This window comes from Cellulomonas sp. ICMP 17802, assembly GCF_041295535.1.
Taxonomy (GTDB): Bacteria; Actinomycetota; Actinomycetes; order Actinomycetales; family Cellulomonadaceae; genus Cellulomonas.
On record NZ_JBGFQZ010000001.1, the window covers coordinates 298,120 to 321,121 of the forward strand.

Here is a 23,002-nt window from a genome sequence, read left to right on the forward strand (position 1 = left end):
GGGGTCGTGACTGCGACTCCACCCCCCGGCTGGTACGACGACCGAGCGACCCCCGGGGTCGTGCGCTGGTTCGACGGCGCGGGTTGGACGCCGCACGTCGCGCCGGTCATGGTCGCCCCGCCTCCCGCGACGGGGGACGGCACCACGCCCGGCGACCCGCTGCACTGGATCGTCCCCGTCGGCCGGTCGTGGCAGTCGGTGGCGGCCGGGTACGTGGGGCTCTGCGCGTTGTTCATCTGGGCGCTCGGCCCGGTCGCGGTCTGGCTCGGGGTGCTGGGCCTGCAGCGCGCGCGCTCCGGGGGCCACGGCTCGGGGCGGGCCGTGTTCGCGATCATCGCCGGGGTCCTCGGCTCGGTGGCCGGCGTGGCTTTCCTGGTCAACCAGCTCTAGGCGCTCTGCGGGCTCATCAGCCGGTCGCTGACCGCGAGGGTCACGCGGCGCGGGAACAGCCGGGACGCGACCGCGGTCAGCCCGTTGGTTCGCCCGGAGACGATGCTGGCGGGGGTCCGACGCCGGTCCAGCGCGCGCATCGCCAGGCCGACGACGTCCGCCGACTCCTGCATCCGGCCGACCTGCGCCTCGCGCCCCGCGATGTCGAAGAACTCGGTCCGCGTGGCGCCCGGCGACAGGGCGAGCACGCGCAGGCCCGACCCGCGCGTCTCGGCGTGCAGCGCCTCGGTGAACGACAGGACGAACGCTTTGGTCGCGCCGTAGACCGCCAAGTGCGGGCACGGCTGGTAGGCCGCGGTGCTCGCGATGTTGACCAGCGCGCCCCTGCCCGCGAGCAGGTCCGGCAGGAACGTGCGCGTGAGGTCGACGAGCGCCGCGACGTTGAGCGCGACCATGCCCGACGCCACGGCCGGGTCGGTGTCGGCGAGGTCGCCGAAGTGCCCGAAGCCGGCGTTGTTGACCAGGGTGTCGACGTGCACGCCGTCGAGCTGCGCCCGCAGCGTCGCCGCGGCACCGGGCAGCGTGAGGTCGGCCGGCAGCACGCGGACCTGCACGCCGTGCTGCGCGCGGAGGGTCGAGGCCAGCTCCTCGAGCCGGTCGGCGCGGCGGGCGACCAGGACGAGGTCGGCGCCGCGGGCGGCGAGCTGGTGCGCGAAGTCGACGCCGAGGCCCGAGCTGGCGCCGGTGATGAGGGCGGTGGTGCCGTGGTGGTCCATGTGGCCCAAAGTAGGCGGTGACATCATTGTTGTCAACGCCTACATTCGGCTAGGATGACGCCATGCCCCTCGCCGCCCCGGTCGTGTCCCCGCGGACCTACCACCACGGCAACCTCCGCGCCGAGCTGCTGGAGCGGGCCGAGCAGACCCTGGCGACCGACGGCGTCGACGCCCTCTCGCTGCGGGCGCTGGCCCGGGACATCGGCGTCAGCCACGCGGCACCCGCCCGGCACTTCCGGGACCGGCAGGCGCTGCTCGACGCGCTGGCCATCGACGGGTTCCAGCGGCTCAACCGCGCCATGCAGTCCGCGGCGCGCGACGACGCCGCGCTGCGGGACCGGTTCGAGCGGGTGGGCGCCGCGTACGTCGAGTTCGCCACCACCCACGCCGCCCTGCTCGGCCTGATGTACGCGCACAAGCACGCCGAGGGCGCCCCCGAGGAGCTGGTCGAGGCCGGGCACGGCAGCCTGGCGGTGGCGGTCGACCTGGTGGTCGAGGGCCAGGCGGCCGGGCAGGTCCGCGAGGGCGACCCGCTGCGGCTGGCCCAGCTGGCCTTCGCCACGGTGCACGGCCTGGCCGCGCTGGCCGCCGGCGACCTGCTCGAGGGCGCGCCGCTGGACGAGATGGTGGCGCTCGCGGCCGACGGTCTGTGGCGGGCGCTGCGCGCCTGACTCAGGACGTGTGCAGCCAGGGCGTGTAGGTCACGCCGACCAGCAGCCCCTCAGGGCTCTGCAGGCGCGCGGTCGTCTGGCCCCACGGCTCCTCGGCGGCCGGCTTGAGCAGCCGGTGCCCCTTGGCCTCGAGCTCGGCGACCCCGGTGGCGACGGCCTCGACGGTCGGGACGTCGAGCTCGAGCCACGCCTGCGGGACGGGCAGGTCCGCGGGCCACTGCGGGCTGCCGAACGTGGACTGCGCGGCCTGCGCGAGCGGCCAGAGAGCGAACGCCTTCACGCCCTCGAGGTCGTCGTTGGTGAGGTACCCCGGAGCGGGCTCCTGGAGCCCGATGCCGAGGCCGCCCTCCCAGAAGGCGCGGGCGGCGTCCCCGTCCCGCGTGATGGGGCCGAAGCCCGCGACGAACGAGATCTCCATGCTCCGACGCTAGCCGCCGCCCCCGACAGCCCGCGCCCGGAGCAGCACGGCGTCGAGCATCTCCGGCGTCAGCCGCCCGGTGAAGGTGTTCTGCTGGCTGACGTGGAAGCAGCCGAGCAGCACCAGCGCGGCGCCGCCGGGTCCCGCCACCGTCACCTCGACGCCGTGGCCGAACCTCGGTCGGGGGCGCGGCACGTCCCAGCCCTGCTCGGCGAGCGTGGTGAGCAGGGCCTGCCAGCCGAACGCGCCGAGCACCACGACCACGCGCGGCCGGACCAGCTGCAGCTCGCGCCCGAGGAAGGGTCCGCACGTCCGGCGCTCGTCGGGGGTCGGGTCGTTGGCGGGCGGGGCGCAGCGCACGGGCGCGGTCACGCGGATGTCCGTGAGCGTCAGGCCGTCGTCGCGGGACACCGACGTCGGCTGGTTGGCGAAGCCCGTGCGGTGCATCGCCGCGAACAGGAAGTCGCCCGAGCGGTCGCCGGTGAACATCCGGCCCGTGCGGTTGGCGCCGTGGGCCGCGGGGGCCAGGCCGACCACCAGCACGCCGGCGTGCGGGTCGCCGAAGCCCGGCACCGGCCGCGCCCAGTACGTCTGGTCGCGGAAGGCGGCACGCTTCTCGGCGCCCACCAGCTCGCGCCACGCGACCAGCCGCGGGCACGCGCGGCACGTGGGGACCACGGCGTCGAGACCGGCCAGGTCCGGGGCGGCCGCCGCGGCGCGCGCGACGTCCGCCGCGCTCGTCGGCACCGCCGTCATCGGCCCAGCGTCTCGACGGCCTCGAGGGCGGCGTCGACCGTCGCGACCGGGTGCAGCGCGGGGTCGCCCGGCAGGGGCCAGCCCCGCAGCGCCACCACCGGCACGCCCGTGCGCACCGCGAGCGCGACCTCACTGAGCGTGCCCCACGAGCCGCCGACGCTCACGACGACGTCGCTCGACCGCACCAGCAGCGCGTTCCGCATCTCCCCGAGCCCGGTCGGGATCGCGACCGTGACGTGGGGGTTCGCCGCGGTCCGGTCGGTGCCGGGCAGGAGGCCGACGACCGTGCCGCCGGCGTCCGCGGCTCCGCGGGCCACGGCCTCCATCACGCCACCGTGCCCGCCGCAGAGCACCACGTGCCCGCGCTGCGCGAGCCCGCGGCCGACGGCCTCCGCGTCGGCGAGCTCGTCGGCGGAGGCCTCGGACGGCCCGACGACCGCGACGTAGCCCATCGGCTCAGAAGCGGTCGGGGTCGCCCGCGCCCACGCGGACCACCTCGGGCGTGCCGTCGGTCCAGTCGACCACCGTGGTCGGCTCGGTCCCGCAGTCGCCGGCGTCGACCACGGCGTCGAGCACCAGGTCGAGCTCCTCCTTGATCTGCCAGCCCTCGACCATCGGCCACTCGTGGCCGGGCATCAGCAGCGTGCTGGACAGCAGGGGCTCGCCCAGCTCGCGCAGGATCGCCTGGGCCACGGGGTGGTTCGGGATGCGCACGCCGACCGAGCGCTTCTTCGCGTGGGCCAGCCGCTTGGGCACCTCGGGGGTGGCCAGCAGGATGAACGTGTACGGGCCGGGGGTCGCGGCCTTGATCGCGCGGAACGCGCTGTTGTCCAGGTGCACCAGCTGGCCCAGCTGCGCGAAGTCGGAGCACACCAGCGTGAAGTGGTGCCGGTCGTCGAGGTGCCGGATCTTGCGGATGCGGTCGGCGCCGTCGTGGTTGTCGATCCGGGAGCCCAGCGCGTAGCAGGAGTCGGTGGGGTAGGCGATGACCGCGTCGTTGCGCAGCAGCTCGACCACCTGCGCGATCGACCGCGGCTGGGGGTTCTCGGGGTGGACGTCGAAGTAGCGCGCCATGGTGACGAGGCTACGGCTTGTGCGGAGCGACGCCCCGGACCTGGTCGGCCGCGAACCGGACGTGCGACGCCGCCAGCTTGGCGCGCGCCGCCGCGCCCAGGTCCACCCCGAGCACGTCGGCCAGGCACACCAGGTACACCAGGACGTCGGCCATCTCCTCGGAGGCCCGCGCGTGCCGGTCGGGGGCGGCGAACTGCGCGACGGCCTGGTCGGCGGGCACCCACTGGAACAGCTCGGCCAGCTCACCGACCTCGCCCACGAGCGCGAGGATCACCGACTTCGGGTCGTGGAACTGCTGCCAGTCCCGCTCCGTGCTGAACTCCCGGACCAGACGCGTCAGCTCGGCCAGCTCGGGCTCGTCGCTCACGCGGGGACCAGGTGGTCCGGGCAGACCTCGAACCGGTCGGACTCCATCGACAGCTCGGCGCGCCCGCCGGTGATCGAGCGCAGGTCCAGCACGTACCGCGCGAGCTCCGCCTCGGGCACCGACGCCTCGATCAGCACCAGCCCGTCGTCCAGCGACGTCGTCGCGTTGATGTGCCCGCGGCGGGCGGACAGGTCGCTCATCACGTCGCCCTGCGCCGAGATCGGCACGGTGACGGACACGCGGCTGATGGGCTCGAGCACGATGGTGCCCGCGGCGTGCAGCGCCTCCCGGACGCCGTTGCCGGCGGCCGTGCGGAACGCCATGTCGGAGGAGTCGACCGAGTGCGACTTGCCGTCGTAGACCTCGACGCGCAGGTCCACCACGGGGTACCCGTGCGGGCCGCCCGACGCCATCGCCTCGACGACGCCCTTGTGCACGGCCTGGACGTAGGTGCGGGGGATCGCGCCGCCGACGATCGCGTCGACGAACTCGAACCCGGTCCCGTGCGGCAGCGGCGACACCCGCAGCTGCACCACCGCGAACTGCCCGTGCCCGCCCGACTGCTTCTTCACCTTGCCCTCGGCCTCCACCTGCCGGCGGATGGTCTCGCGGTACCCGACCGGGACCGGCGACGTGCTCACGTGCACACCGAACACGCGCGCCAGCCGCTCGAGCGCCACGGCGAGGTGCGTGTCGCCGAGCCCGCGCAGCACGGTGCTGTCGCCGGAGCGCTCGATCTCGAGGGTCGGATCCTCGGCGGTCAGGCGCGCCAGGGCGGCGGAGAGGCGGTCGTCGTCGGACTGCGTCACGGGCTCCAGCGCCAGCCCGTAGACGGTGTCCCGGACGCGCGGGGGCCGGGCGGTCATCGACGCGCCCGGCCCGGTCCGTTCCGCCAGCAGGGTTCCCGACGGGGTCCCCGTGAGCTTGGCGACGGCGCCGATCTGCCCCGCCGGGACCGCGTCGACCGGCAGGTGCTCCTTGCCGCGCAGCCGGAACAGCCCGGGGATCCGCTCCTCGGTGCGCGTCGCCGTGTTGACCAGCCGGTCGCCGTTGCGGACCGTGCCGGACAGCACCCGGAACATGGTCACCTGCCCGACGAACGGGTCCGCCAGGGTCCGGAACGCGTACAGCAGCGTGGGGCCTGCGGGGTCCGCGGCCACCTCGACCTCGGTGGTGCCGGCCTGGACGCGGGACGTGCGGTCCTCCGGCGACGGCCCGAGCTCGCACAGCAGGTCCGCCAGCCGGTCGACGCCCACGCCGGTGACGCCCGACGCCAGGAGCACGGGGAACGCCTCGCAGAGCCCGACCTCGCGCGCGAGCGTGCTCTCCAGCTCGCCCGTGGTCGGCACGTCGCCCGACAGGTAGCGCTCGAGCTGGTCGTCGTCGTGCGCGACGATCTCCTCGGTCACCTCGTCGTGCAGCCGGTGCTCCTCGTCGGCGAGCCCCGCCGGGAGCGCCTCGGTGTGGTGCCGGCCCTCGCCGTCGTAGGCCAGGCCCTCCTCGGTCAGGACGTCGGCGACGCCCGTGAACGCCGTCTCCTCGCCCAGCGGCAGCTCCAGCGGGACCAGGCCGTCGCCGAACGCCTCCCGCAGGTCCGCCAGCACGTGCCGGAAGTCGGCCCGCGCCTTGTCCTCCTTGGTCACGACGACCATCCGCGGCACCCCGGCCTCGGCCGCGAGCCGCCACGCCGCGTGGGTGCCCGCCTGCACCCCGTCGACCGCGCTCACCACGATCAGCGCGAGGTCCGCGGCCGCGAGCGCGGCGTCCACCGCGCCCGCGAAGTCGGCCGACCCCGGGGCGTCCAGGAGCGTCACGTCGTACGCGTTGCCGTCCGCTGCGGTCCACGGAAAGGGGGCGACGCCCAGGCCCAGGGAGATGCCGCGCGCGATCTCCTCGGGCTCGTGGTCGGTGACGGTCGAGCCGTCCTCCACCCGGCCCGCGCGGGTCAGCACACCGGCGCGGTGCAGCAGCGCCTCGGTGAGAGTCGTCTTGCCCGACCCGGCGGCGCCCAGCAGCGCCACCGTGCGGATCCTCGGCGTCGCTGCCTGGTCCATCGTCCACTCCCGGTCTCCGGAGCCGTCCCTTCCCGCCACCCTAGGACGCGACGAGCCCGGGACGCGAGGTGCGTCCCGGGCTCGTCGGTGGAGCGGTCGGTACTAGGAAGCGGCGAGGATGTCCACGACGAACACGAGCGTGGAGTTGGCCGGGATCTTGCCGCTGGCCGTGGCGCCGTAGCCGAGGTCCGGGGGGATGATCAGCAGCACCTGGCTGCCGACCGTCTGACCCGTGAGGCCCTGCGTCCAGCCGGGGATGACGCCGCTCAGCGCGAAGGTCGCGTGGTCGCCGGTGTCCCAGGACGAGTCGAACTGCGTGCCGTCCCAGAGCCAGCCGGTGTAGTTGACCGTGAGGGTCTGGTCGGCCGTCACCGGGGCGCCGGCGCCCTTGATCAGGGTCTGCGAGACGAGCGTCGTGGGCGCCGCAGTGGTGAGCGGCGTGATCGACGGCTTGCCGTCGGCGTCGAGCGTCACGGTCGGCAGCCCGGCGGGCGGCGTCACGGCCTCGCCCTCGGCGCGAGCCGGGACCGGCGGGGTGTCCTTGGCGTCGACGACCTCGGCGAAGTAGACGTTCGTGCCGGAGTCGCCGGGGGCGGCGATGAGGATGCGCACGCCGACCTTCTGGCCGACGAGCACGTCGTGCAGCGGGGGCGCCAGCTGGTCGTCGGCGACGATCGACTCGGGCGTGCCCGAGTAGGTGTCGCCGATCGCGCTGCCGTCGGTGCCGGAGACCGCGAGCTCGTGGACGGAGACCGTCTGGCCCTCCGTGATCTCGGCGCCGGTGCCCTCGTCGACCACGCGGGCGACCAGCGAGGTCACCGTGAACGGCGTCGAGGGGAGCGTGACGGTCGGCTTCGCGCCGGCGTCGCCCTCGACGGTCACCTTGGCGAGCGCGGCGGTGTCGGCAGCGGACGCGGCCGAGGTCGACGACGCCGAGGGCGACGCGGACGGGTCGGCGCCGGCGTCACCGGAGCAGGCGGCCAGCGACAGGCCGAGGGTCAGGGCAAGAGCTGCGGCCGCGAGGCCGCGGCGGGCGGTGGTCGTGCGACGCACGAGGGTCCTCCGTCGGGTTCGGGTCCCGCCCGGGGAGGCGGCGGTCCTCGGCACGGTACGCGAGATTCCTGGGAGTGCGCTGAGCGGGCCGCAGGCTGGTCGGCGCGGACCGCCTCAGAAGAGCACGTGCGGGACGGTGAGCCTCGACCTTCACAACCGCTGGTGCGGGATGGTTGCTCTGTGACCAGTCTCGACGTTGCTCGCGCCCTGCCCGAGATCTCGGTGCTCCGTGACCGCTGCCGCGCCCTGGCGATGCTGGACGCTGTGATGAGCCCGGAGTGGGACGGCCGGTACTACTCGTTCGACTCCGGCTGGGGGCCCGGTGAGGAGATGGCGTCCCTGCGCAACGGGTCCGGTGACGAGTGGTCGATCGTGTTCTCGCCGGCCGGCGCATTCATCCGGGGTTTCGACCACGAGTCGGAGATGAGCCCGTTCGTCCGCGGCGGCGAGCTCTGGCCCGGTCTGGTCGAGGGCGTGCCCGACGCGTTCGCCAGCTGCGTCACCGAGCCCGCGTTCAGTCGTGAGGGCACGTTGTCGGCGACCATCTGCCTCTGGCGAGAGAGCGGCGATGACGGCTGGCGTGCCGGCCCGGTCGCCCTTCCGCCAGGCGAGGATCCGGACGGCGCCGACTGGCTCTTCGAGGTGCTGGTGGACGGAACCCCGTCGGGCTATCAGCGCTTCGCCGAGGAGTACTACGAGACGCCGGCAGATCTCCGGGCGATCAGCGCCGTCTTCGCGCTGGATCCCCTCACGGAAGCTCTGGTCGAGCGGCTCAACCCCGAGACCACCGTGGAGGAGCTGGCGGGGGACATCGTCCAGATCGGCTACCCGAGACTCGCCTGAAGTCGGTTCAGATCAGCCGGCGGTCGTCCACGCGGACCACGCGCAGCCAGCGGTAGCCGTAGCCGTCGAGGTCCACCTCGGTCCGTCCCTGGGCGTCGATGGTGCAGGAGCCGTCCTGCAGCAGGTCGACCAGCCGGACGGTGTCGTCGCAGTCGGCGAACTGCAGCGGCACCGTGACCGCGTCCGGGCCGAGGTTGTGCAGCGCGATCGTCGAGCCGTCGCCCCAGGTGCTGCGGTGCGCGAGGACCGCGGGGTGCGGCTGGTCGAGGATCTCGGCCCGCGCCGACCAGCCGAGCTCCGGGCTCTCGCGGTAGCGGCGGACCAGCAGCTGCACGAAGTTGAGCATCGAGTCCGGGTCGCGGCGCTGGTCGGCCACGTTGACGTGCTCGGGCGAGTACCCGCCCTCGGTGACCGGGCCGGGGAGCGCGCGCTTGGGGGCCTGTGAGAAGCCGCCGTTGGTGCCCGCCGTCCACTGCATCGGCGTCCGGACCGCCATGCGGCCCTCGGCGGCCAGGTTCTCGCCCATGCCGATCTCCTCGCCGTAGAACAGCACGGGCGTGCCGGGCAGCGAGAACAGCAGCGAGTAGACCATCCGGATGCGGCGCGGGTCGCCGTCGAGCATCGTCGGCAGCCGTCGTCGCAGGCCCCGGCCGTACAGCTGCATGTCGGGGTCCGGGCCGAGCGCGTCGAACACCTCCTGGCGCTCCTCGTCGGACAGCTTGTCCAGCGTGAGCTCGTCGTGGTTGCGCACGAACGTGGCCCACTGCGCGTCGTGGGGGATGTCCGGGCGCTGCGAGAGGGCCGTCGCGATCGGGCGCGCGTCCCGCCGGGCGAGCGCGAGGTACAGGCTCTGCATGCCGATGAAGTCGAACTGCAGCGTGAGCTCGTCGCTGTCGGCCTCGCCGCCGCCGAAGTACAGCCGCTGCTCCGGGTACGGCAGGTTGACCTCGCCCATGAGGATCGCGTCGCCCACCCGTCGCGTGAGGAACGAGCGGAGCTCCTTGAGGAAGTCGTGCTTGTGCACCACGTCGTCGCCCGGCGTCTTGGCGGCGTCGGCGAGGAAGAACGGCACGGCGTCCACCCGGAAGCCGCTCAGCCCGAGCTCCGCCCAGTAGCCGATCACCTTCGCGATGGCGTCCCTGACCTGCGGGTTCGCCGTGTTCAGGTCGGGCTGCTGGTGGTAGAAGGTGTGCCGGTACCACTCGCCGGTCGCGTCGTCCTTGGTCCAGATGCCCGTCTCCTTGTCGGGGAAGACCACCTTGTCCTTGGTCGACGGCGGCTTGTCCTTCCGCCACACGTAGAAGTCGCGGTACGGGTTGTCGACGCTCTTGCGCGCCTCCTGGAACCACCGGTGCTTCCACGAGGTGTGGTTGACGACGAGGTCCGCGATCACCCGGATCCCGCGGTCCCGCGCGGTCCGGATCACCTCGACCAGGTCACCGACGTCGCCGAGCCGCGGGTCGACCCCGAGGAAGTCGGAGATGTCGTAGCCGTCGTCGTAGTCCTCGGTCGGGTAGAACGGCATCAGCCACAGGCACGTGACGCCCAGGTCGGCCAGGTGGTCGATCCGCTGCACCAGGCCCGGCAGGTCGCCGACGCCGTCGTCGTTCCAGTCCATGAACGTCTCGACGTCCAGGCAGTAGATGACGGCGTTCTTCCACCACAGGTCACCGGTGTCATGGATCCTCATGGGGTCCGTTCCTACCGGCTGGCGGGCTCCTCCGCGCGGTGAGCGGCCGCGCACAGCCCGATGAACGCCCCCAGCTCGGCCAGCTGCTCGGGCCGGGTGGGCAGGTAGTCGGTCAGGTGGCGGGAGCGCACGAGGACCGCGCACCACTGGGCCCTGGACACCGCGACGTTGAGCCGGTTGCGGTTGAGCAGGAACTCCATGCCGCGCGGCACCTCGTCGGCCGACGACGCGCACGTGGTCACCAGGACGACCGCCGCCTCCTGGCCCTGGAACTTGTCCACCGTGCCCACGCGGACGCCCGTGACGCCGGCGGCCTCGAGCGCGCGGCGGACGGTCCACACCTGCGCGTTGTACGGCGCGACGACCAGCACGTCCTGGCCGGTCAGGGGCCGGTCGGTGCCGGTGTGCGGGTCGGACCAGCGCCGGCCGAGCAGGTCGCGCACCAGGTCGACCACGACGGCCGCCTCCTGCGGGGAGGACACGGCGTTGCCCTCGTGGTCGACCACGACCGTGCGCAGCCCGGGTGCGACTCCGTCGAGCGACCGGTCGGCGGTGTGCGGCACGGCGGCCAGCCGGTCGTCGTAGGAGAGCCGGGACACGGGCGCGCACAGGTCCGGGTGCATCCGCCAGGTGCGGTCGAGGAAGTAGCCGAGCTCGTCGGGAAGGGTCTCGTGGCCCTCCGCCAGCCAGCCCAGGGCGGAGCGGTCGACCGGCGCCGGATGCCGCCCCTGGGTGACCTGGGGCAGCTGCTGCGGGTCGCCCAGCAGCAGCAGGTTGCGGGCGGCCGTCGAGACGGCGACGGTGTCCGCCAGCGCGAACTGCCCGGCCTCGTCGACCACGAGCAGGTCGAAGCCGCCCTCGGGGACGCGGTCCTGGCTGGTGAAGTCCCACTTGGTGCCGCCGACCACGAAGCCGCCCGGCTGCCGGGCGTGGAACGCGGCGGCATGCTTGGCCTGCGGCAACGACTCCCAGACCGCGTCGTCGGGGTGCTGGTCCTGGGCCTTCTTGCCGATCCGGTCCGCGGGGAGCCCCGCGCGGTTCACGGCGCGCAGCATGTTCTCGACCACGGCGTGGGACTGCGCGACGACGCCGACCTTCCAGCCCTGCGCGGCCAGCGCCGCAATGACGTGCCCGCCGGTGTAGGTCTTGCCGGTCCCGGGCGGCCCCTGCACCGCGAGGTAGGAGCCGTCGAGGTCGAGCACGGCGTCGATGATGGCCTCGGTGGTCGCTCCGGCGTCGTCGGGCCGAGGCAGCGCGAGCCCGGTGCGGGACCGCGGGGGGACCCGGCGCAGCAGGTCGACCACGGGCAGCGGGGGGAGCGCGGGCAGACCCGCGGCCACGCCGCCGACGAGCCCGCGGATGGCCTCGACGATGCTCTTGACGCCCGGGCCGGCGGCCGGGGCGAGCGCCATCGGCACGTCCGGCTGCGGGACCGCGCCCGTGGGCAGGCGCTCGCTCACCAGCAGCACGTCCCGCGTGCCCGATGCCGAGTCGTCGGCGGGGCGCGCCGTCACCTCGAGGATGTCCACGCTCGCGGTCCATCCGCGGTGACCCGTGCTGGACGTCTGGGCGTACGGGGGCGGCGGGTCGTACAGCGCGTACGCCGTCCCGCCGGCACGCAGGTCGCTGCCGGGCTCCAGCTGGCCGGTCAGTCGCAGCAGCCGCGCGTAGGTCCGCTTGCCGGCCCCGATGCTCCAGTCCGCGACCACCTCGGGCTTCCCGTCCACGAGCAGCGTGCCCCGGGGGTCCATCCACTCGGCCGGGTCGGCCTGCAGGCGGTCGAAGTGCGCCCACCAGAACGGCTTCGCCTCGCGGGCGTGGTAGCCGACCGCCGCGGCGAGCATCTCCACGGCCTGCCGGTCGCGGAGGTCGGGCAGCGAGCCGGCGCGGGACAGCAGCTCGGTGACCAGCGGGTCCTCCTGCGCCTCCTCGGGCGGCGGCGGGGCGTCGCGATCCGACGGCACCGCGCCCACCGACGCTCCCTGCGCCACCAGCCAGTCGCGCAGCCGCAGGGTGGACACGCAGTCGTACCGGTTGTAGTCGGCGATCTGGTCGAGGCGCTCCTGCCAGGCCGCCCGGTCGCCCGCGTCCCGCAGGTCGCACGCCTCGGCGTACTCGGTGATCGAGTCGGTCGCCGTCGTGACGGCGCCGGTGCGCCCCTCGGACCCCATGTAGAGCGGCTCGAGCTTCTTCAGCGAGTACGAGTCGCTGCCCACCCGCAGGCCGCGCCGCACGGTGGCGTACAGGTCGACGAGGACACCGTCGCGCAGCAGCTGGTCGACGGCGTCCTCGCCCACGCCGTGCCGCCCTGCCAGCCGCAGCAGCGCCGTCCGCTCGTACGGGGCGTAGTGGTAGACGTGCATGCCGGGGTGGGCGGCGCGTCGCTCCGCCACGTAGGCCAGGAAGTCGAGGAACGCCGCCTTCTCCTGCGCCCGCTCGTGCGCCCAGAACGGCCGGAACGCCCCGTCGGCCTCGACCACCCCGAACAGGTACTCCAGCCCCCAGTCCGCCGGCTGGTCCGCGGGGACCGTGTCGTCGGTCCACAGCGGGTCGCCCTCGAAGTCGAAGAAGATGTCGCCGGGGTCCGGCGCGGGCAGCGCCCGAACCGCGTCGGCGTCGACCAGCTCGAACACCAGCGGCTCGGTCGCCGTCGCCTGTCGCACCTGGAGCGCCGCCTGGCGCCGCAGGTTGGCCAGGGTGGCGACGCCGATCCCCGGTACCGGTTCCGCGCTCGCGGCCAGCTGGTCGATCGTGCCGATGCCCGCGGCGGCGAGCCGGGTGCGCTGCGTCGACCTCATCCCGGCCACCAGGAGCACGTCGCGGTGCGCGGCGACCTGCGCGGCGCACACGTCGCACCGGCCGCACGCCCGGTACCGCGGGTCGCCCCAGACGACCGGGGACGCCGACGCGCGGTGCTCGTCGAGGAGGTGCTCGAGGCGCGCGCGGCGCTCGCGGTAGAGCGGGAGCAGGTCGGCCAGGCGGTGGCTGGACCGCGACCGGTCGCCCAGGATCAGGTGCACCTCGGGGGTGGTGGGGACGCCCGAGGTGATCAGCTGGTCCGCGTACGCGGCGAGCTGGAGCAGGGCCGTGACCTTGACGCTCCGGGCCAGCTTGGTGTCGAGCACGGTCCAGCCCCCCGGCTCCCGCACCACGAAGTCGGCCCAGCCGGTGAAGCGCCCGTCGAAGAACCCGGCCTGGTAGACCACATCGGTGGCCGACGACCTGAGCGCCGCGAGCGTCGAGGCGTGCACACCCTCGAGCGCAGCCCGCTCCGACGCCGCGTCGTACCGGGGGCGGGCGATCGTGACCACGCGCTGCGTGGACCGGAGCTCCTGGAGCACGCGGTTCTCGTGCGCGGTGCCGAGGGCCGAGACCCGCTCCAGCATCGCGTCGGCCGCGATCGGCGTGGGCTCCGCGAGGCCGAGCCGGCCGTCGAGGTGGCGCAGCACGGCGAACTCGCAGGCGGCGGCGTTGGCCAGGTCGCTGGGGGACAGGACCAGCGCGCCACCGTCGCCGTCGAGAAGGAACATGCCGCGAGACTAGGTCCCGCCCCGGACATCTGCGGTGCTGCGGCGCGGCCGGGGTCAGGCGCCGACGAACCACGCGGCGATCGCGGCCGCCGACGAGTCCGGGGCGAACGTGTGCACCTCGGTGGCGACGGACGCCAGGTCCTCCAGGTGCCCCTCGGCGTGCCCGGACGACGGGTCCTCCACGGTGTCCCGCGCGTAGACGACGACCGCCGCGGGGAGCCGGTCCGCCTGCGTGGGCCGCAGGATCGGGCTCATCCGCTGCACCGCCTGCCGCGCGGAGCGGCTGCCCGCCAGCACGACGACCACGTCCACCGCGGGCAGCTCGACGCCCTCCTCGATGACCTTCGGCGCCGCGAGGGCCTTGAGGCTCCCGTCGGCGAGCGCGCGCAGGCTGTCGCGTCGGGTCTCCAGGCCGTGGTGGAACGCCTCGGCGGCGATCCCCGCCGACCGGAGCCGGTTCGCGGCGGCGTCGGCGTCGCCCTTGGTGTGCGTGAACACGACGGCGTGGACGGACCGCGCCACCGTCGGCGCCAGACGCGCGAGCGCGTCGAGCTTGGCGGACGAGGTGGCGAGCAGGTCGCGGCGCGTGCTCACGGCGCGCAGGTACGCGCTCGCGCCGGTGGCCGCCGCGCTGTTCTGCTGCCACCGGCCCTGGCACGCCCGCACGTCGTCGAGGAACGTCTCCGGCGCGCAGCCGTGGACCAGCGTCAGGCGCGCCTCGAGCTCGGCGATCTGCGTCGACAGGGCGTCGTGCTCGGCCCGCTCGGTGGCCGGCAGGTCGACCGGGACGAAGGCCAGCCGGAACCGCGCGAGCACGTCCTCCTTGCGGCCGCGCCGGAGGTCGCACCCGTGGTGCACCGTGCCGAAGTACGGCTGCAGGATGTCGTCGACCCCCGCGTCCTGGCGCTCCATCGCCGTGGTCAGCCCGAGCCGCGCCCCGAACCCGGCGCGCAGCGTCTCGGCCGGCCGCGCCGACCCGTACTTGTGCACCTCGTCGGCGATGAGCAGCCCCGACCGCTGCTGCAGGAGGTCGTGCCCGAACGCGGCGCTGACCAGAGACACGAGCACGTCGCACTCGTCGAACGTGTGCGACCACCCGTCCCCGCGGCGCCCGATCGACAGGCCGGGCAGCTGGAGCTCGAGTGCGGCGAACCACTGCTCGAGGAGGTCCGTCGTGGGCACCAGCACCAGGACCTTCTCGCCGCGGGTCAGCGCGTCCCACGCCGCCAGCACCCCCACGACCCCGCGGCCCGGGGCGCTGACCGCCTCGACGATGCCGCGCCGCCCGGTGGCCAGCCACGCGTCCAGCACGTCCTTCTGCCACCGGCGCAGCTGGGGGCCGACGTAGCGGACCTCGCCGCCCGGCGGGAGCGGCCCGCGCTCGACCGGCGGGGCCGCCGCGGGCTGCGGCGCCGGCACCGGGTTGGTGGTCGCGGTCAGGACGACCGGTGGCGCAGCGGCCGGCTCGACGGGAGCCACGGCAGCGACAGTGGGCGGCGCGACGACCGGCGCGGGAGCGATCGGTGCCGGAGCGGGCGGCGTCGCGACGACCGGCGCCGGAGCGGGGGGCGCGGCGACGGTCGGCGCCGGAATGACGGGCGCCGGAGCGGGGGGCGCGGCGACGGCCTGCACCGGAACGAACGGCGCCGGCGCGGGAGGCGTCGCGACCGCCTGCACCGGAACGATCGGCGACGGCGCGGGAGCGGGGGCCGGAGGTGCCGCGACCGGGAGCGCGGCGGGCGGTGCCATCGGGACGGGTGGCGCCGCGGCCGCCACGATCGGCGGCGCGGCCGCGGCCGGACGCTCAGGCGGCACGACCATGACAGGGGGCGCCACGGCGGCGGGGACGGGCGCGACAGGTGCGGCCGGGGCCGGTGCCGCTGCGGCGGCAGCCAGCGCGATCGGCGGGACGAGGTCGGCAGCGGGGACCCGAGCAGCCGCCACCGAGGGCGCAGCGGCGGGCGCCGGTGGCGTCTCGGGCCGGGCGAGGGCCGGGACTCGGACGGGCGGCCGGGCGGCCCGCGGCGGCGTGATCGGCTCGGGCGCGAGCACCGGGATCTCGAACTGGGCGGGCGGCGGGGGCGTGGGCCGCTCCTGGATCCGCACGGACGGACGCCCGGCGAACGCGGCGGCGGGCAGGATGCCGCGCGAGGCGATCGGCTGCTCGACCACGCGGGAAGGGGCCTTCTCACCGAACGACGCCGCGGGCGCCAGGACCTGGGGCGCGGGGTGGTGCGGCGTCGGGATCTGCAGCAGCGACCCGGGGTGGCCGGCGCCGAGGGCCCGCCAGCGCGGCGGCCGGCTGTCGTCGTGCCGGAGCCGGGGGTCGCGGTGCAGCAGCTGCTCGACCTCGGCGGTGGTCAGCCCGGGGTGACCCGCCCGCGCGAGCGCCTGGGCGAGCTCGCGGGCCGTCTGCTCCGGCCGCGCGCTGAGGGCGGCGTGGAGTGCGTCGCTCGGCGTGGACACGACCGCCCTCCTCGACCTCGATCTCCGGGGGCGTCGAGACGGCGCCCACTTGTCTTGTCGGCACCGAGGGGGTCGGAGTTCAGTCGCGCACCGCAGTTTTCGCCACGATCTCGTCGGCGTTGTCGGCGATCCACACCATGAGCGGCAGAAGCCGCGCGACGAGCTCGCCACCCCGCTCGGTGAGCGAGTAGTCGACGCGCGGGGGGATGCTCGCCGTCACCTCGCGGTGCACGATGCCGTCGGACTCGAGGGTCCGCAGGGTCTGGGCGAGCATCTTCTCGCTGATGCCCTCGACGATGCGGCGCAGCTCGCCCCAGCGCATGGTCCGCTCGGACAGGGCGACCAGCAGCAGGACCCCCCACTTGCTGGTCACGTGGTCGAGGACGATCCGCGACGGGCACGCCGCCGGGAGGATTCCGTCCGTCAGGAGCCGGTCCAGTGCGCTGACCTCGTTGCTTACCGTCACGTGCGTACCTTACGCCAAAGTGGGTACCGCCAGTCGGGAAGGTCCTCGACCTCTCGCCGGTTGCGGCCGACGACCAGCAGTCGCACCTCCGAGAGGAACCACCCATGTCTGTCGTCGTCACCGGTGCCACCGGCCATCTCGGCCGCCTCGTCGTCCAGCACCTGCTTGCGGGCGGTCTGCCCGCCGACCAGATCGTCGCCACGGGGCGCCGCACCGAGCGCCTGGCGGACCTCGGGGTGCGGACCGCGACGGCCGACTACGCGGACCCGGCCACGCTCGCGGCGGCGTTCGCCGGCGCCGAGACCGTCGTCCTGGTCTCCGGCAGCGAGCCCGGCGCGCGCGTCGCCCAGCACGCGAACGTCATCGAGGCCGCCCGGGCCGCAGGCGTCCGCCGGCTCGTCTACACCAGCGCGCCGCACGCCGACACGTCCGCCCTGGTGCTCGCGCCCGACCACAAGGCCACCGAGGAGCTGGTGACGGGCTCCGGCCTGGCGTGGACCATCGTCCGCAACAACTGGTACACGGAGAACTACGTGGGTGCGCTCGAGCAGGCGCGGGCCACGGGCGTCCTCCTGTCGAGCACCGGCGACGGCCGCGTGGCCAGCGCCTCGCGCGACGACTACGCGGCGGGCGCGGCGGCGGTGGTGCTCGGCGACGGGCACGAGGGCCGGGTCTACGAGCTCAGCGGCGACGTCGCGTGGACGTTCGACCAGCTGGCCGACGCCATCTCGACCGTGATCGGCGCGCCGGTCGTGCACAAGCACGTCTCGTCCGACGAGCACCGCGCGATCCTGCTCGACGCCGGCCTCGACGAGGGCACGGCGGGGTTCGTCGTGACCCTCGACGCCGACATCCGCCGCGGCGACCTCGCCGACGCGACCGCCGACCTCCGGACGCTCCTCGGCCGCCCGACGACGCCACTGGTCGACGGGCTGCGCGCCGCCATCGGCTGAGCACCCGCTCGGCGGGAATCAGGAGGCGCGCGGCCGGCGGGACCGCGTACCTTCGCACCTCCGCCGAGCAAGGAGAATGACCGCATGACCGCCACGGTGCAGGCCAAGGGAGTCGGGGCCGGCTTCGGCGATCGGGAGCTGTTCTCGGGCGTCGACCTCGTCGTCGCGCCGGGTGACGTCATCGGGCTCGTCGGCCCCAACGGCGCCGGCAAGTCCACGCTGCTGCGGATCCTCGGGGGGAGCCGTCAGCCCGACCAGGGCTCGGTGAGCGTGTCGCCCGCTCACGCGCAGCTCGGGTTCCTGGCGCAGGAGATCGAGCGGCTGGACGGCGAGTCGGTGCGCGCGCACCTCGAGCGCCGCACCGGCGTCGCGCCGGCGCAGGTGGCCATGGACGCGGCCGCGGAGGCGCTGGGCGCGGGGGAGCCGGGCGCCGACGACGCGTTCTCCGAGGCGCTCGAGCGCTGGCTGGCGCTGGGCGGCGCCGACCTGGAGGCGCGGCTGGGCACGGTGGCCGACGACCTCGGGCTCACCGTCGACCTCGACCACCCGATGGCCGCGCTGTCGGGTGGCCAGGCCGCGCGGGTGGGCCTGGCGGCGCTGCTGCTCTCGCGCTACGACCTCTACCTGCTGGACGAACCGACCAACGACCTCGACGCGGCCGGCCTGGACCGGCTCGAGGAGTTCGTCGAGCGGTCGGAGGCCGCGATCGTCGTCGTCAGCCACGACCGCGAGTTCCTCAGCCGCACGGTGACGGCGGTGGTCGAGATCGACCGCAGCCTGCAGCGGGTCTCGACGTACGGCGGCAGCTACGACTCCTACCTCGAGGAGCGCTCGATCGCGCGGCGCCGGGCGCGGGAGGCGTACGAGGGGTACTCGTCGCGGCTGGACGCTCTCAACGCGCGCGCCCGCATGCAGCGCGCGTGGATGGAGAAGGGCGTGCGCAACGCCCGGCGCAAGGCCACGGACAACGACAAGCACGTCAAGCACCACCGCGGCGAGACGTCGGAGAAGCAGGCGGCCAAGGCCCGGCAGACCGACAAGATGATCGCCCGCCTCGACGTGGTCGAGGAGCCCCGCAAGGAGTGGCAGCTGCAGATGACGATCGCCGCCGCCGGCCGGTCGGGGTCCGTCGTCGCCGTCGCGCGGCACGCCGTCGTCACCCGCGGCGGGTTCACGCTCGGGCCGGTCGACCTGCAGCTGGACTGGCGCGACCGGGTCGCGGTCACCGGCCCCAACGGCTCCGGCAAGTCCACGCTGCTCGCGGTCCTGCTCGGCCGGCTCGAGCTGACGTCGGGGGCCGTGGACCTGGGGTCGGGCGTGCTGGTGGGCGAGGTCGACCAGGCGCGGCGGGCCTTCGAGGGTGACGAGCCGCTGGGTGAGGCCTTCGCCCGCGAGGTGCCCGACTGGCCCACCGCCGACGTCCGCACGCTCCTGGCCAAGTTCGGCCTGGGTGGTCATCACATCCACCGTCCCGCGTCGTCCCAGTCGCCCGGCGAGCGGACCCGCGCCGCCCTCGCCCTCCTGCAGGCCCGCGGGGTCAACCTGCTGGTGCTCGACGAGCCGACCAACCACCTCGACCTGCCGGCGATCGAGCAGCTGGAGTCGGCGCTCGACACGTTCGACGGCACGATCCTGCTGGTCACGCACGACCGTCGCATGCTCGAGACCGTCCGGCTGACCCGCCGGTGGCACGTCGAGGACGGCCGGGTCACCGAGGTCACGCCCGACTGACCCCCTCGAGTACGCCGCGCGAGAGGCGCCCAGGCCGGGGATACGCTCGGGCGGTTCGCAGGAGCGCCGACGACGAGGACGGTTCATGACCCAGCAGGCCCCTATCCGGTTCGGCGTGGTCGGCAGCGGCTGGCGGGCGGAGTTCTTCGTCCGCATGGCGCGGCTCATGCCGGAGCGGTTCCAGGTCACCGGCGTGGTCACGCGGTCGGCCGAGCGCGGCGCGGAGGTCGAGCGGTCGTGGGGCGTGCCCACCGTGCGGACCATCGAGGAGCTGGTGACCGGCGCCGTTCCCGGCGGTGGCACGGACCGCCCCGAGCTCGTCGTGGTCTCGACGCCCTGGCCGGTGACGCCCGAGGCGACCCGCGAGCTGGTGTCGCTCGGCATCCCGGTGCTGGCCGAGACGCCGCCCGCGCCCGACGCCGACGGGCTGCGCGAGCTCTGGGCGGACGTCGGCTCGTCCGGCCTGGTGCAGGTGGCCGAGCACAGCCCGTCGATGCCCTCGCACGCCGCCCGGATCGCCGCCGTGGAGGCCGGCGTGATCGGGCAGCCGACGAGCGTACAGATCAGCTCGACGCATCTGTACCACGCGGTCGGCCTCATCCGTCGGCTGCTCCGGGTCGGTCGTGACGAGGTCTCCGTGCGGGCCTCGGTGTTCACCGCACCCCTGCTGGCGCCCCTCGTCCGCGACGGCTGGACCGGGACCACCGAGCCGGCCGACGCCTGGAACATCCTGGCGACGCTCGACTTCGGCGACGGCCGCAGCGCGCTGTACGACTTCACGGACAACCAGTGGCACAACCCGCTGCGCACCAACCGGATCGTCATCCGCGGCTCGCACGGCGAGATCGTCGACGACGCGGTGACACGCTGGGTGGACGAACGGACGGTGCTCACGTCGCCGATCGTGCGCCGGGTCTCCGGGCTGGAGCAGAACCTCGACGGGTTCGACCTCGAGCACCTGAGCCTGGACGGGCGCGTGCTCTACCGGAACGCGTTCGAGGGGGCCCGGCTGGCCGACGACGACATCGCCGTGGCCGCGCTGCTGGACGCGACCGGCGCGTGGGTGCGGGGAGACGGTCCGCCGCCGTACCCCCTGGCCGACGGCTGCCAGGACCACCTGCTGGGGCTGGCGATCGAGGAGGCCGGGCGCACCGGCGCGACGGTCCGCACGGCCCGGGAGGCCTGGGCCGACGCGTAGGGGAGGGTGAGGTCAGCGCTCCGAGAAGCGGCCGACCTCGCTCACGTCGTCGTGCCGGAGCTCGAACCAGACGGCCTTGGCCGCCTCGCCCTGCTCGACGGAAGTGCCCCAGCTCGAGGCCAGGCGGTCGACGAACATCACCCCGCGGCCGCCGAGGGCGGTCGGGGAGGGGTCGCGGACCACGGGCACCTCGCGGACGCCGTCGGTGACCTCGACCCGCGTGCGCTCGTCGTCGACGTGCACGCGCAGGGTGACCGGCGGGTCGGCGTGCGCGACGGCGTTGGTGACCAGCTCGCTGACCAGCAGGACGAGCAGGTCGAGGCGCCCGTCGTCGACGCCGGCCTCGGCCAGCCGGTCCCGCGCCCAGTGCCGGGCGGGCGCGATCGCGGAGAGCGCGGGCGTCACGGCCGTCTCGGCGTACATCGGGAGCCTTCCGGTGAGTGGGACGGGCACGAAGGGCTCCACGGCCTTCCGTCGGTCCCCGCCACGGTCGTGCACATCCGATGATTCGGCAACCTGAACACCTCCCTGACGGCCGTTTCGGCGCATCACGGCTGCGACCATGGAGCAGTGCCACCCACTCCCACCGCACGTCAGAGCCCGTCGAAGTCCCAGATCCGGCGCTGGCGCCAGTACCTCGCCGACGAGCGCGCCGAGGCAGCCGTCTACCGGGACATCGCTTCGCGCCGCACCGGCGAGGAGCGCGAGATCCTGCTCGCCCTGGCCGACGCCGAGGGCCGCCACGAGCAGCACTGGCTGGACCTGCTGGGCGACGACGTCGGCCGGCCGCTGCGCGGCGACTTCCGCACGCGCACCCTCGGGTTCCTGGCTCGCCGGTTCGGCTCGGTGTTCGTCCTGGCGCTCGCGCAGCGGGCCGAGGCGCGGTCCGGGTACGACGGCGACGACGACGCCACCCCGACCATGGCCGCCGACGAGGCGATCCACGAGGAGGTCGTGCGCGGCCTGGCCACGCGCGGGCGCAACCGCATCTCGGGCACGTTCCGGGCCGCGGTGTTCGGCGCCAACGACGGCCTGGTGAGCAACCTCGCGCTGGTGCTCGGCATCGGCGCCAGCGGGGCGTCGACGGCGACCGTGCTGCTCACCGGGCTGGCCGGCCTGCTCGCGGGCGCCCTGTCGATGGGTGCCGGCGAGTACGTGTCGGTGCGCTCGCAGCGGGAGCTGCTCGAGGCGTCGCGCCCCGGGCAGGCCGCCCGCGCCGCGCTGCCGCACCTGGACGTCGACGCCAACGAGCTCGCGCTGGTCTACCGGGCGCGGGGCATGGAGCCCGCGGACGCGCAGGCCCGCGCCGACGAGGTGCTGCGCTCGCTGGACCAGGCCGACGCGCTCGTCGAGGCCGCGCCCGACGACGAGGTCGACGAGCACGAGTCGGTCGGCACGGCCGTGGGCGCCTCGGCCGCGAGCTTCTGCTTCTTCGCGTCCGGCGCCGCCATCCCGGTGCTCCCCTACCTGCTCGGTGCCGAGGGGCTGACGGCCGTCGTGTGGGCCTCGCTGCTGGTCGGGCTCGCGCTGCTGGCCACCGGCGCGACCGTCGGCGTGCTGTCGGGCGCCTCGCCGGCGAAGCGTGCGCTGCGGCAGCTGGCCATCGGGTACGGCGCCGCCGCGGCCACCTACCTGCTCGGCCTGGCGTTCGGCGGGACCGTGTGACGTGCACCATGCGGATTAGGTTTGGCAAACCTTAGTTAGGTCACGCTAACCTGCACGCGTGACCTCCTCCGACGCCCTCCGCGGCGACGACCTGACGCTCGCGTACCACGGCACGGTCGTGGTCACGTCGGCCCACCTGCGGCTGCCGCCCGGCCAGGTCACGGCCCTCGTCGGCCCGAACGGCTCGGGCAAGTCGACGCTGCTGCGGGCGCTCGCCCGGCTGCACACCCCGGACAGCGGGACGGTCAGCCTGCCCGACGTCCCCGACGCGCACACCCTGTCGGCCAAGGACTTCGCCCGCCGCGTGACCCTGCTGTCCCAGTCGCGCCCGACGCCGTCGGGGGTCAGCGTCCGCGACGTCGTCGGCTACGGCCGGCACCCGTACCGCGGGCGCTGGCGCCAGGACGACGCCGACGGGCCCCGCGCGATCGCCTGGGCCCTGGAGGTCACGGGCGTCGAGGCCATGGCGGACCGAGCCGTCGACGAGCTGTCCGGCGGCGAGCTGCAGCGCGTCTGGCTGGCCACCTGCCTGGCGCAGGACACCCGCGTGCTGCTCCTCGACGAGCCCACGACGTACCTCGACCTGCGCTACCAGGTCGAGATCCTCGACCTGGTGCGGGACCTCGCCGACGACCACGGCGTCGCCGTCGGCGTCGTCCTGCACGACCTCGACCAGGCCGCGGCCGTCGCCGACCGCGTCGTGCTGCTGCGCCGCGGTGTCGTCGTCGGCTCCGGCCTGCCGCACGAGGTGCTCACCGCCGACGCCCTGACCGAGACGTACGGCATCCGCATCGAGGTGACCCGCGATGAGGGCAGCGGGCGCGTGCGCACGCACCCCGTCGGCAGGCACACGCACCGCTCGCACCTGACCACGGTCTAGCCACCCCGTTCACCCGACCCA

The 23,002-nt window shown here is 74.6% G+C and carries 21 protein-coding genes; 8 read left to right on the forward strand and 13 right to left on the reverse strand.

Annotated features, from left to right (window positions below):
• Nucleotides 1–6 precede the first annotated feature (6 nt).
• On the forward strand, nucleotides 7–390 hold the full coding sequence (locus AB5970_RS01560) for a DUF2510 domain-containing protein (RefSeq protein WP_370502140.1): 384 nt from the start codon (nucleotides 7–9) through the stop codon (nucleotides 388–390).
• Here the strand turns inward: AB5970_RS01560 and AB5970_RS01565 are convergent.
• Nucleotides 387–1,166, reverse strand: coding sequence for an SDR family NAD(P)-dependent oxidoreductase (locus tag AB5970_RS01565; RefSeq protein WP_370502141.1), 780 nt, complete (start codon nucleotides 1,164–1,166; stop codon nucleotides 387–389). The genes AB5970_RS01560 and AB5970_RS01565 overlap by 4 nt on opposite strands.
• Nucleotides 1,167–1,228: 62 nt before the next feature.
• Here AB5970_RS01565 and AB5970_RS01570 point away from each other — a divergent pair, with 62 nt between their 5' ends.
• Complete coding sequence (locus tag AB5970_RS01570; RefSeq protein ID WP_370502142.1) at nucleotides 1,229–1,837, forward strand: TetR/AcrR family transcriptional regulator; 609 nt, start codon at nucleotides 1,229–1,231, stop codon at nucleotides 1,835–1,837.
• A 1-nt stretch (nucleotide 1,838) separates the two neighbouring features.
• Here AB5970_RS01570 and AB5970_RS01575 read toward each other — a convergent pair whose 3' ends face one another.
• The 7 genes from AB5970_RS01575 to AB5970_RS01605 all read right to left on the reverse strand — a co-directional run bounded on the left by AB5970_RS01575 (nucleotide 1,839) and on the right by AB5970_RS01605 (nucleotide 7,559).
• Nucleotides 1,839–2,255 (reverse strand): glyoxalase, encoded by a 417-nt coding sequence (locus tag AB5970_RS01575; protein WP_370502143.1) that lies wholly within the window; start codon nucleotides 2,253–2,255, stop codon nucleotides 1,839–1,841.
• A 9-nt stretch (nucleotides 2,256–2,264) separates the two neighbouring features.
• Nucleotides 2,265–3,011 (reverse strand): uracil-DNA glycosylase, encoded by a 747-nt coding sequence (locus AB5970_RS01580; RefSeq protein ID WP_370502144.1) that lies wholly within the window; start codon nucleotides 3,009–3,011, stop codon nucleotides 2,265–2,267.
• A complete protein-coding gene (locus AB5970_RS01585; RefSeq protein ID WP_370502145.1) occupies nucleotides 3,008–3,463 on the reverse strand; it encodes a TIGR00725 family protein in 456 nt (151 codons plus the stop codon). Before AB5970_RS01585 ends, AB5970_RS01580 begins: the two co-directional genes overlap by 4 nt.
• Before the next feature lie 4 nt (nucleotides 3,464–3,467).
• Nucleotides 3,468–4,085, reverse strand: coding sequence for an L-threonylcarbamoyladenylate synthase (locus AB5970_RS01590; RefSeq protein WP_370502146.1), 618 nt, complete (start codon nucleotides 4,083–4,085; stop codon nucleotides 3,468–3,470).
• A 10-nt stretch (nucleotides 4,086–4,095) separates the two neighbouring features.
• Nucleotides 4,096–4,452: a nucleotide pyrophosphohydrolase gene (locus tag AB5970_RS01595; RefSeq protein WP_370502147.1), complete on the reverse strand. Its 357-nt coding sequence runs from the start codon at nucleotides 4,450–4,452 to the stop codon at nucleotides 4,096–4,098.
• Complete coding sequence (locus AB5970_RS01600) at nucleotides 4,449–6,506, reverse strand: elongation factor G (RefSeq protein ID WP_370502148.1); 2,058 nt, start codon at nucleotides 6,504–6,506, stop codon at nucleotides 4,449–4,451. Before AB5970_RS01600 ends, AB5970_RS01595 begins: the two co-directional genes overlap by 4 nt.
• A 102-nt stretch (nucleotides 6,507–6,608) precedes the next feature.
• Nucleotides 6,609–7,559 (reverse strand): FKBP-type peptidyl-prolyl cis-trans isomerase, encoded by a 951-nt coding sequence (locus AB5970_RS01605; RefSeq protein ID WP_370502149.1) that lies wholly within the window; start codon nucleotides 7,557–7,559, stop codon nucleotides 6,609–6,611.
• A 180-nt stretch (nucleotides 7,560–7,739) separates the two neighbouring features.
• On the opposite strand from AB5970_RS01605, the gene AB5970_RS01610 reads away from it, so the two are divergent.
• Nucleotides 7,740–8,402 (forward strand): hypothetical protein, encoded by a 663-nt coding sequence (locus AB5970_RS01610; RefSeq protein WP_370502150.1) that lies wholly within the window; start codon nucleotides 7,740–7,742, stop codon nucleotides 8,400–8,402.
• A 7-nt stretch (nucleotides 8,403–8,409) separates the two neighbouring features.
• On the opposite strand, the gene AB5970_RS01615 is transcribed toward AB5970_RS01610, so the two are convergent.
• From AB5970_RS01615 to AB5970_RS01630, 4 genes are all read right to left on the reverse strand, one after another.
• Nucleotides 8,410–10,092 (reverse strand): alpha-amylase family protein, encoded by a 1,683-nt coding sequence (locus tag AB5970_RS01615; protein WP_370502151.1) that lies wholly within the window; start codon nucleotides 10,090–10,092, stop codon nucleotides 8,410–8,412.
• Between the two features lie 11 nt (nucleotides 10,093–10,103).
• On the reverse strand, nucleotides 10,104–13,622 hold the full coding sequence (locus tag AB5970_RS01620) for a TM0106 family RecB-like putative nuclease (protein ID WP_370502152.1): 3,519 nt from the start codon (nucleotides 13,620–13,622) through the stop codon (nucleotides 10,104–10,106).
• Between the two features lie 54 nt (nucleotides 13,623–13,676).
• Nucleotides 13,677–16,088 carry a helicase-related protein gene (locus AB5970_RS01625; RefSeq protein ID WP_370502153.1) on the reverse strand — a complete coding sequence of 804 codons (2,412 nt, stop codon included), beginning with the start codon at nucleotides 16,086–16,088 and terminating at the stop codon, nucleotides 13,677–13,679.
• Nucleotides 16,089–16,167: 79 nt separating this feature from the next.
• On the reverse strand, nucleotides 16,168–16,554 hold the full coding sequence (locus tag AB5970_RS01630; protein ID WP_370502154.1) for a winged helix-turn-helix transcriptional regulator: 387 nt from the start codon (nucleotides 16,552–16,554) through the stop codon (nucleotides 16,168–16,170).
• A gap of 104 nt (nucleotides 16,555–16,658) precedes the next feature.
• Here AB5970_RS01630 and AB5970_RS01635 point away from each other — a divergent pair, with 104 nt between their 5' ends.
• The 3 genes from AB5970_RS01635 to AB5970_RS01645 all read left to right on the forward strand — a co-directional run bounded on the left by AB5970_RS01635 (nucleotide 16,659) and on the right by AB5970_RS01645 (nucleotide 20,436).
• Nucleotides 16,659–17,507 carry an SDR family oxidoreductase gene (locus AB5970_RS01635; RefSeq protein ID WP_370502155.1) on the forward strand — a complete coding sequence of 283 codons (849 nt, stop codon included), beginning with the start codon at nucleotides 16,659–16,661 and terminating at the stop codon, nucleotides 17,505–17,507.
• An 84-nt stretch (nucleotides 17,508–17,591) separates the two neighbouring features.
• Entirely contained in the window at nucleotides 17,592–19,238 is a 1,647-nt protein-coding gene (locus AB5970_RS01640; protein WP_370502156.1) for an ABC-F family ATP-binding cassette domain-containing protein, read from the forward strand.
• Nucleotides 19,239–19,323: 85 nt separating this feature from the next.
• The gene (locus tag AB5970_RS01645; protein ID WP_370502157.1) at nucleotides 19,324–20,436 is read left to right on the forward strand and encodes a Gfo/Idh/MocA family protein; all 1,113 of its coding nucleotides are present in this window, start codon (nucleotides 19,324–19,326) and stop codon (nucleotides 20,434–20,436) included.
• Between the two features lie 12 nt (nucleotides 20,437–20,448).
• On the opposite strand, the gene AB5970_RS01650 is transcribed toward AB5970_RS01645, so the two are convergent.
• On the reverse strand, nucleotides 20,449–20,859 hold the full coding sequence (locus AB5970_RS01650; RefSeq protein ID WP_370502158.1) for an ATP-binding protein: 411 nt from the start codon (nucleotides 20,857–20,859) through the stop codon (nucleotides 20,449–20,451).
• A gap of 147 nt (nucleotides 20,860–21,006) precedes the next feature.
• Between AB5970_RS01650 and AB5970_RS01655 the strand changes: the two genes are divergently transcribed.
• Entirely contained in the window at nucleotides 21,007–22,101 is a 1,095-nt protein-coding gene (locus AB5970_RS01655) for a VIT1/CCC1 transporter family protein (RefSeq protein WP_370502159.1), read from the forward strand.
• 58 nt (nucleotides 22,102–22,159) lie between these two features.
• Nucleotides 22,160–22,981 carry an ABC transporter ATP-binding protein gene (locus tag AB5970_RS01660; protein WP_370502160.1) on the forward strand — a complete coding sequence of 274 codons (822 nt, stop codon included), beginning with the start codon at nucleotides 22,160–22,162 and terminating at the stop codon, nucleotides 22,979–22,981.
• Nucleotides 22,982–23,002 lie beyond the last annotated feature (21 nt).